Raw genomic sequence first — 8,823 nt, 5'->3', positions numbered from 1 at the left:
CAGGGACGACCCGCTGGACGCGCTCAGCGCCCGCGAGCGCGAGGTGCTGGCCCTGATGGCGGAGGGCCGCTCCAACGCCGGCATCGCCCGCCGGCTGTGGGTGACCGAGGGGACGGTGGAGAAGCACGTGCGCAGCATCCTGACCAAGCTGGGCCTGTCGGAGACCGACGACGACCACCGCCGGGTGCTGGCCGTGCTCACGTTCCTCGACTCCCGCTGAGCAGCGCGCGGATGGCCGGCCCCGACAGGCGGGCCTTCGGCAGGAACCCCACGGCCGGGCTCTCCTCCACGAGCTGGCCGAGGTCGTCGGCGTCGCGCGTCGAGATCATGATGACCGGGACGGCCCCCAGCCGGCGCGCGACGTCGAACCCGCTCTCCTCACCCAGCCCGACGTCGACCAGCGCGACGTCGGGCCGCAGCTCGGCGGCCAGCTCCAGCGCCCGCTCCCCGGTGCCGGCCGTGCCGACGACCCGGACGCTCTGCAGCTCCAGCAGCCGGCGCGCGGCCTCCAGGAACCGGAGGCTGTCATCGACGATCAGGCAGCGCAACTCCACGTACCCAGGCTGCCACCCGCGCACGGCCGCGCACATTCCCGCTAGCTGGAACCCGCCCACCCCGGTACTGGTAACCGCCCGCACGCACACCCGACCCGCACCCGGAAAGCCGCCGATATGCGGAAGCCGCCCGCACACTTCCGGAAAACACCGGGCCGACCAGCGTCGATACCCACTTCCCTATCGCCGGCCGCACCGTCCCAATATTGGACACCACAAGATCTGTTCTGGTCTGCTGGGCGGGCATCGGCGTCCCGAGCGCCCGATCACCGCCGGACCCGTCCCCAGCCCGAAAGCAGGTGCTCACCCATGCCCCTCGGCCCGTCCCGCCGCGCGTTGCTGGCCACCGCGGCCCTCCTGCCGCTGGCGGGCCGCCCCGCCGAGGCCTCGGCCGCCGCCCCCAAGACCGCCCAGCAGTACTACGACCGCGCCGCCAGGCTGGCCGGCGACGACCCGGTGCTGCGGGCCCTGGTCAAGGCGCTCAGCCCCGGCCTGTCCATGCCGGAGACCAAGCCCCTGCAGCCGCTGCGGATCTTCGACGACGTCGCGGTGCTGGGCACCAGCTTCGTCCAGGCCACGGCGCTGCTCACCGCGCAGGGCATCATCCTCATCGACGCGCTCGGCTCCCCGGACGACGCCGAGAAGATCATCGTTCCCGGCCTGCGCGCCGTCGGGGCGGACCCGTCCGCGATCAAGTACGTGGTCGTCGCGCACGGCCACAGCGACCACTTCGGCGGCGCCCAGTACCTCGCCGACCAGTACGGCGCCCGCGTCCTGATGAGCCGCGCCGACTGGGACCTCATCGCCGCCGAACGCCCCGCCCACGCGCCCAAGCGCGACCTGGTCATCACCGACGGCCAGCGCCTGACCCTCGGCGACACCACGGTGACGCTGCACCACACGCCCGGCCACACCCCCGGCACCGTCTCGCCGATCTTCCCGGTGCGGTGGAAGGGCCGGCGGCACACCGCGATGTTGTGGGGCGGCACCAACCCGCCCGCCGCGACGGCGGCCAAGCGCACCAACCTCGCCTCCGTGCTCTCGTTCGCCGCGACGATGCGGCGCGCCGGGGTGGACGTCGAGCTGAACAACCACGGAGGCGCCGATTACGGCCTGACCCGCATCGAGCAGCTGCGCGCCGGGACCACGGGGGGCGAGAACCCGTTCGTCATAGGGCGGGCCAGGACGCGCCGCTTCATGGAGGTCATGGAGACCATGCTGCGCGGCCGCATCGCCCAGGACCAGGAGCCGAGCCCCGCCCGCCCGGCCCCCGCCTGCTGCTGACGAAACACCGCACCCGACCCCTCGGCGGAGGGGGCGGGTGAGGTGGCTTCACGCGGGTGGCGCGCCGTCCCGTACCGCGACGAAGAACGCGTCGATCGCGTCGCGGGCCGCCCCCTCGACCGGACGGGCCCTGGCCTGCGCGCGCACGACCCGCAGCCCGGCCCCGTCCACGTCGGCCGCCACGTCATCCGCCCGGTACAGCACCGCCGGGTCCTGCGGGCCGCCCGTGCCGTGCGCCAGGTTGTCGCTGTCGTGCGCGACCACCAGCAGCAGCCCGCCGGCCGCGACCGCGCCCGCCGCCGACCGCATCACCTGCCGCCGGACATCCTGCGCCACCTGGAGGTAGGCGATCACCACGAGGTCGAAGGCGCGGGGCTCGGGGACATAATCCCGTACGTCCGCCTTGACCAGCTCCACCCGGCCCGCCTGCTCGCCGAGCCGCTGCCCGGCCAGGGACCGGGCCCGCTCCAGGGCGACGGCTGAGAAGTCCACGGCGGTCACGCTCCAGCCCCGCTCGGCCAGCCACAGCGCGTTCCGCCCTTCGCCCGCGGCCAGGTCCAGCGCCCGCCCCGGCGGCAGGTCCGCGGCCACCTCTTCCACCCACCGGTTCGGCCCCGCCGACCACACCAGGTCCTTGGCCGCGTACCGGAGGTCCCACTGGTCACTGTCCATGGCGCCAACGTACCCACGGACCACAGCCGGGCGCCCGGACATCCGCGGCGAGCGTAACCTGGGCCGGCGAGCGCCCGGCCGTGGCCGCACGCGGGGGAGCGGGAGGCGCCGCGCCCCCCGCCGCACGTGTTGCGCCTGGTGCGCCACGCCGGCCTGGCGGCGGTGCGCCGTCACCGGCCGGGCACCGACGACGGGTTCGCCGCACTGTGCCGGCTGACCGGGCTGAACGGCGCGTCAAAGCCCTGACGCCCGCGCCACCGGCGCCCGGGCGGGGAGCGAAGCCTAGGATGATGGCGGGTGTCAGGGCAGCGTTCGCCGCCCTGCTGTGACGGCGATGGTCGAAGGCGATGTCGCCGGGAGGTGACAGCGTCCCGGTGCTCATGGTGGGAGCATGGGGGTGCTTCGCGGGATGAGGTGGCGCCGGTGCGGCCCAGGTTCGAGGTCGAGGCGGGGCTCGACGCGCCCGGCAGGGCGTACGCGATCGCCACGCGTCCAGGTCCCGCGGGTCCGGGTGAGGCCGGGCCGCGGACAGACGATCATCGGCAGGGCCGGGCAGGAGCACGGCCACGGCGGCGCCACCGGCCGCCCCACCGCTTTCGGAGACGGCCATGAGCGACGATCAGCGACACTCTGAGAAAGAGGAAGCGGACTGGCGGGACCGGGTCGCCGCGCAACGTGACGCGACGAGCCAGAGACGGGACCAGGCCGCCACCTCGCGCGACGAGGTCGCCCAGCACCGCGACGATCAGGCGGACGAGCGCGACCAGGCCGCCCGGATGCAGGCGCGGGAGGGACGCGAACGCCGCGAGGAGGAGGACGCCACCGACCGGCACCTGCATGATCTCTTGTGGGCGGCGGAGCTGCGCGACGGCGACGCCGAGCGGCGCGACCGCGACGCCGAGCGGCGGCACGGCCTGCTGACCTGGGACGGCGCCGGGATGGCCGCAGAAGCGGCGCTGCTGGCCGCCGAACGCGCCCAGGCCGCGGCCGAGCGCGAGCAGAGCCGGCTGGACCGCGCGGAGATCCGGCGCCTGCTGAACGCGCTGCGCGAGCTGCGGCTGGAAGCCGATCGCGAGGAGGACCGCGCCCGGGAGCACGCTGCGACCGACCGGCGCGCCTCGGCGGAGGACCGGCGGGCCAGCGCCGCCGACCGTGCCGCCGGCGACCGCGACCGGCGCGCGTCCGCCATGAACAGGCGGGAGTCGAGCACCGACCGCCAGGCCGCGGCCGGCCGGCGAACCGCCCGCAGGCTGAAGCCCGAGGACGACGACACCCCCTGACGACTCCATCCGCCGCCCCCTCCCACCGCCCCTGCGCCCAAGCCAGGCTGCCCTCTCACCAGCCCTGGCCGCGCCGCCGCCCCGCTCACGGCACGCGTGCCGCCCCGCCGGCCCTGGCATGCGCGAGCGCGGAGCGCGCGGCTGAGACGCGGGCAAGGCGCGGGCGCGGGGCGCGGTCGCCCGCCCGAAGAACACCCGGCGGATGCCGCGGGGCATGCGCTGACGAGAGGCCGGGGCGGGCGCCGGAGGCTACCGCGGCAGGTGGAGATCCCGCCCGGACTACCGCGGCGGTTTGACGGCCGTCGTCAAATCCTGGGTGGACGACCAGGAAGACGCCGATCGCTATCGTGATGCCGAATGTCGGATCCGGTCACGGGCGCGGGTAACACGGCCGCCGGCATTCAGCGCGCCTTTGACGAAAACCCGGCCGAACGCGCCGGGAGCATCGGCGCGCCCACCGCCTTTCACCTGCCGGGAAAACCGTCCTAGGAGGCCGTCCATGGGATTACGGGGTGCGGCGATCCTCGTCTCTTTGGCGATGATTGCCGCGAGCGCACTGAATTTCGCGCATCACGGGGAGAAACCGGCCGCCGCCGCGACCTTGGCGGCCACTGCGGGGGCGGCTTCGCCGCTGGCCGTCATCCCGACGTCGTACCCGGTGCCGGCGGACGCGATATTCGTCGCCCCCGGCGGGAACGACGGCGACGCCGGCACCATGGACGCCCCGCTGCGCACGGCGGCCGCGGCGGTGGCCAAGGCGGCGCCGGGCAGGATGACGACGATCGTGCTGCGCGCCGGCGAGTACCGTGAGCGGCTGGGCAACGTCGCCGCGCCGGTCACTCTGCAGCCGTACCCGGGGGAGCAGGTCTGGTTCAAGGGCAGCGCGGAGATCCAGCAGAGCCGGCTGACGGCCGACAGGGGCGCCTGGCGGCTGGACGGCTGGAATCCGGGCAGCGTGTGCCGGGCGAGCGCGCCCGCGTACGACGAGTGCATGAACCCGCTGCACTTCAACGACGACAACCCGGTCGGCGGGGACCCGCAGATGGTGTTCGTGGACGGCGAGCCGCTGCGCCAGGTGGCCATCAGGGAGGAGGTCAAGGCGGGCACGTTCTTCCACGACGGAGCCACCGACCGGACGTTCATCGGCAGCGACCCGACAGGGCGGCGGGTCGAGATCACCGCGAGGAAGAGCGGCATGCACTTCTTCGCCGGCGCCGACGGCTCGGTGGTGCGCGGGCCGGGGCTGAGCCTGCTGGGCTCGAACAACGTACGAGTGATCAACAACACCTCCGTCGGCAACGCGCAGGCGCTGGCGGTGCAGGAGGACGCGCGGCCGACCTGCCCGGGCGCCGACGACGTCTGCCCGACCGACGCCGAGAAGGCGGCGGGCATCACGTGGGACACCGCGAACATCACCCTGGTGAACAACGTGCTCGCCGGTGACACGAGCACGGCGCCGCTGGTCAACACCACCGACAACAACACCGCGGAGTCGGGGCGCCGGGTCGGCGCCGACGGCATGATCCCGGCCGCCCAGATGCACCACAACGGCTACTCGCGCACCGCCGCCGACACGCCGGCCACGCTCGTGCAGTGGTCGCGGGTGACCGGGTCGAGCATCCACTACACCTCGCTGGCCTGGCCGGACGAGCCGGCCAAGATCGAGCTGGTGCGCAACGGGACGCTGGAAGGCCCGTCGATCACGCCGTGGTGGTCGGCCGGTAACCCGGCGCTCACCGTGGACAACGGGGAGCTGCGGGCGGCTGTGGCCGGCGGCGCGGCCGAGCCGGGCGACGCCGTCGTCACGCAGCAGACCGGCACCCTGATCGCCGGCCGCACCTACACCGTCTCCTTCGACGCCCGCGCCTCGGCCGACGTGGCCGTCCAGGTGGCGGTGCAGGAGGGCGAGGCGCCCAACAGCGATGCGCATCCGCTCCTCCGTCACCGCGCGCCGCGCCTTGTCCTCCTGCTCCTGGCGCAGCCGCTCGGTGAGGCGGGCAGCCGGTCGTTGCGCTCGGTCAGCATCCTGGTGCTGTTGCCGAACGTCCACGCGACGGCGGTCATGATGCTCGTCTGCGCGACGTTCGGCCAGACGAACGGGGCCGGGGCGAGGAACGCCGCGTGCCACAACGACAACGCCGGCGGCAGCGCGCACGGCACCGACACGGCGGGCGCCCGCAGGGAGGCGACGGTGTAGAGCGCCAGCAGGCGCCACGCCGTTCAGCCGGGCGTCGTGACCGGCCGCGTGGAAGACGACCGAGGCGGCGGAGGAGATCACCAGGACGGTGACGGGGACGCGCCGGCGCCAGGCCAGAGCGAGGTTCGCCACCAGGGTCAGCGCCACGCCGGCCGGGTCCAGCGGGCGCAGCGCGTAGCCCGCGTCGGCCGGGCCGTCGCCCAGGACGCGGCCGGACACCAGGGTGACGCCGGCCACGACGAGGCCGAACAGCAGATCGGTGCGGAAGGGGTTCGTCACGGCGAGCCGTCCGACGGACGACAGCACCTTTGCGCGCATCAGCGCATGCTAGCCGTGAGCGCCCGCGCCCCTCATCACTCGTGCGGATGAGCGCCGCTACAACCAGCGCGGTACGCGCGCGGCGGCGTACCGCGGCCGGTTGACCCGCGCGGCGGCGTACCGCGGCCGGTTGACCCGCGCGGCGGCGTACCGCGGCCGGTTGACCCGCGCGGCGGCGTATCGCGCCCGGTCGACCCGCGCGACGGGGTCAGACCGCCACCTCCGTCACGGTGAGCGTCTTGGTGTCCTCGGTCACCCACTCGGCCTTGCCGTCGACGACCTTGCCGAGCCTGAGCGTGACCTCGACCGAGTCGCCCGTGCGGACGACGTCGTTGCGGGGCGCGAAGATGAGCAGCCGCTGGTGGGTCCGCCCGTCGCAGTTGAGGCGGTAGCGGCCCGCGCCCGCGACGTTCTCGCCGTCCTTGCGGAGCGCGCCGTGCACGAACCGGATGCCCGAGTCGGCGTCGCAGGAGTAGGTGAACCAGAGGCGCAGGGCCTCGGGCCGCTGGAGGAACTTCTCCAGGCGCTGCGCCTGGCTCGCGTTGGCGGCCAGCCGGAGGAGGGAACGATGGGCGGGGGTGACCATGATGTGCCTTTCTCGTGCGGATTCCCTCCATGTAATCACTTAAGGTAATCGAATAACTACTATCCGTACATGGACAAGAAGGTGTCCGCTAGGCCCAGGGGCGGGGGAAGGTGTCTCCGTCCAGCCGCTCACCCGCCGCGAGCCCGAGGGGATCGGTCACGACATGCCCCTCGCCGCTGTAGCGGGTGGCCTCGTCCATGTAGATGGTGACGTGCGCGAGCCGGGCCTGCCCCGTACGGTTCGGCAGCGCCATGTGGCCCGTGTAGCCGCTGTGGAAGGTGCAGTCGCCGGCGCGCAGCGGCACGGTGACCCGGGGCGCCCACCGCAGCGACGGGTCCACCTCGAACAGGTCGTCCTCGTGGTGCAGGTCCTGCGGGCGCAGCCCGGTGCGATGCTGGGTGCCGGGCAGGAACGTCATGCAGCCGCGCTCCGGCGGCACGTCCACCAGCGCGATCCAGGCCGACAGCGGCAGCCGGTCGCCCGCGTGCGGCCAGTAGGGGCGGTCCTGGTGGAACTCCGTGGCGGCGTTGTTGTGCGGCTCCTTGACGAGCAGCTGGTCGTGCCAGAGCCGCAGCGGGAACCCGGCGAGCTGCTCGGCGATCCGGCCGAGCCGCCGGTCGAGCGTGAGCTCCCGCAGCGCCGGGTCGCGCCGCCAGACGTTGACGAGCTGGCTGAAGACGCCGCCCCGCTCCAGGCTCTCGGCGCGGTGCGCCTCCAGGAACGCCTCGGCGGCGGCCCTGAAGCGCTCGACCTGGCCGGGCGCCAGAACGCCCCGCACTCGGACGAAACCGTGCTCGTGGTAGGCCGTCACCAACTCCTGCGGCACCGTGCCGTCGGCGCGGACGTCGCTGGGGGCGTGCTCGGTCGTGTTCGTTGCCATCGCTGACCTCCGTAGTCGGGATGGCACCAGCGTCGCCGGGCGGGGCGCTCCGGGGCTAGGCCGATCGCGGCCGGTGGTCGTACGATCCCGACATGCCCCGCACGCTGCACGAGCACGCGCTGTTCACCGGAGCCCCCGTCCTGGCCGGGGTGCACCGCCTCGATCGCGACGTCGAGCCGCACGCGCACGACTTCCTGGAGATCGCCGTGATCGGCGCAGGCCGCGGGCGGCACGTGACCAGCCAGGGCGAGCGGCCGCTGCGGCGCGGGCAGGTCGTCGTGCTGCGCCCCGGCGCCTGGCACGGGTTCCGCGGCTGCGCCGGCCTGGTCGTCGCCAACTGCTGCCTGTCCGCGCAGGCGCTGCGGGCCGAGCTGGCGGCGCTGCACGAGCTGCCGCTGCTGCGCCGGCTGCTGTGGACCGACCCGGTGGCGTCCGGCACGCACGGCGTGGCGGTCACCTCGGTCGATCCGGCCGCCGCCGGCGAGGCCGTCGCGGAGATCGGCCTGCTCGAACGGGACCTCGCGGCCGACCGGCGGCGGCCGGGCCGGGTGCTGGGCCGCCTGGTCAGCGTGCTCGGCGTGCTGGCCGACGGCCGCGCCCCCGAGCCGGAGACGCCCGGCCCGGCCGTCCACCCCGCCGTGGCCGCCACCGTCGCCCGGCTGGAGGCGGCGCCCGAGCGGGCGTGGCGGCTGGACGACCTCGCCCGCGCCGTCAACCTGGATCCCGCCTACCTCGGCCGGCTGTTCAAGCGGCACGCCGGGGTGACGCCGCTGGACTTCCTGGCCCGGCTGCGGGCCGAGCGCGCCGCCACCCTGCTGGCGCACTCGGCCCTGCCGGCCGCCCGGGTCGGGGCCGCCGTCGGATGGGACGACCCGACGTACTTCGCGCGCCGCTTCCGCGCCCTGGTCGGGCTGACGCCCACCGAGTACCGGCGGCGCAGCCGGTCGGAGACCCGCTGACGTCAGGCGCGGGTCCACTTCTGGTTGGTGCCGCCGTGGCAGGTCCAGATCTGGACCTTGGTGCCGTTGGCGGTGCCGGCGCCGCTGACGTCA

11 protein-coding genes are annotated in these 8,823 nt (G+C 74.4%); 6 read left to right on the top strand and 5 right to left on the bottom strand.

What is annotated here, in order from left to right; genetic code table 11:
* Window positions 1-220: helix-turn-helix domain-containing protein (locus HCN51_RS57080; RefSeq protein ID WP_168022128.1), on the top strand; the 220-nt coding region annotated here is incomplete at its 5' end.
* Here HCN51_RS57080 and HCN51_RS57075 read toward each other — a convergent pair.
* The gene (locus tag HCN51_RS57075; protein ID WP_346434189.1) at window positions 198-554 is read right to left on the bottom strand and encodes a response regulator; all 357 of its coding nucleotides are present in this window, start codon (window positions 552-554) and stop codon (window positions 198-200) included. The two genes, HCN51_RS57080 and HCN51_RS57075, sit on opposite strands and share 23 nt — an antisense overlap.
* Window positions 555-863: 309 nt before the next feature.
* On the opposite strand from HCN51_RS57075, the gene HCN51_RS57070 reads away from it, so the two are divergent.
* A complete protein-coding gene (locus HCN51_RS57070) occupies window positions 864-1,838 on the top strand; it encodes an MBL fold metallo-hydrolase (RefSeq protein WP_168022127.1) in 975 nt (324 codons plus the stop codon).
* A 48-nt stretch (window positions 1,839-1,886) separates the two neighbouring features.
* Here HCN51_RS57070 and HCN51_RS57065 read toward each other — a convergent pair whose 3' ends face one another.
* A complete protein-coding gene (locus HCN51_RS57065; RefSeq protein WP_168022126.1) occupies window positions 1,887-2,510 on the bottom strand; it encodes a methyltransferase domain-containing protein in 624 nt (207 codons plus the stop codon).
* Between the two features lie 608 nt (window positions 2,511-3,118).
* On the opposite strand from HCN51_RS57065, the gene HCN51_RS57060 reads away from it, so the two are divergent.
* The 3 genes from HCN51_RS57060 to HCN51_RS57055 all read left to right on the top strand — a co-directional run bounded on the left by HCN51_RS57060 (window position 3,119) and on the right by HCN51_RS57055 (window position 5,987).
* Window positions 3,119-3,790, top strand: coding sequence for a hypothetical protein (locus HCN51_RS57060; RefSeq protein ID WP_168022125.1), 672 nt, complete (start codon window positions 3,119-3,121; stop codon window positions 3,788-3,790).
* 357 nt (window positions 3,791-4,147) lie between these two features.
* The gene (locus HCN51_RS61995; RefSeq protein WP_277350330.1) at window positions 4,148-4,279 is read left to right on the top strand and encodes a hypothetical protein; all 132 of its coding nucleotides are present in this window, start codon (window positions 4,148-4,150) and stop codon (window positions 4,277-4,279) included.
* 10 nt (window positions 4,280-4,289) lie between these two features.
* The gene (locus HCN51_RS57055) at window positions 4,290-5,987 is read left to right on the top strand and encodes a carbohydrate binding domain-containing protein (protein ID WP_168022124.1); all 1,698 of its coding nucleotides are present in this window, start codon (window positions 4,290-4,292) and stop codon (window positions 5,985-5,987) included.
* A gap of 526 nt (window positions 5,988-6,513) precedes the next feature.
* Here the strand turns inward: HCN51_RS57055 and HCN51_RS57050 are convergent.
* Window positions 6,514-6,891: a hypothetical protein gene (locus HCN51_RS57050; RefSeq protein ID WP_168022123.1), complete on the bottom strand. Its 378-nt coding sequence runs from the start codon at window positions 6,889-6,891 to the stop codon at window positions 6,514-6,516.
* Between the two features lie 88 nt (window positions 6,892-6,979).
* Window positions 6,980-7,771 (bottom strand): phytanoyl-CoA dioxygenase family protein, encoded by a 792-nt coding sequence (locus tag HCN51_RS57045; RefSeq protein ID WP_168022122.1) that lies wholly within the window; start codon window positions 7,769-7,771, stop codon window positions 6,980-6,982.
* 92 nt (window positions 7,772-7,863) lie between these two features.
* Here HCN51_RS57045 and HCN51_RS57040 point away from each other — a divergent pair, with 92 nt between their 5' ends.
* Complete coding sequence (locus tag HCN51_RS57040) at window positions 7,864-8,730, top strand: AraC family transcriptional regulator (RefSeq protein WP_168022121.1); 867 nt, start codon at window positions 7,864-7,866, stop codon at window positions 8,728-8,730.
* 2 nt (window positions 8,731-8,732) lie between these two features.
* Here HCN51_RS57040 and HCN51_RS57035 read toward each other — a convergent pair.
* A partial coding sequence (locus tag HCN51_RS57035) for an RICIN domain-containing protein (RefSeq protein ID WP_168022062.1) occupies window positions 8,733-8,823 on the bottom strand: 91 nt, incomplete at its 5' end.

The sequence above is a fragment of the Nonomuraea composti genome, assembly GCF_012034275.1.
GTDB lineage: Bacteria > Actinomycetota > Actinomycetes > Streptosporangiales > Streptosporangiaceae > Nonomuraea > Nonomuraea composti.
Note: the sequence above shows the minus strand (reverse complement) of the source record. Positions and strands in the feature narration are given on the sequence as shown.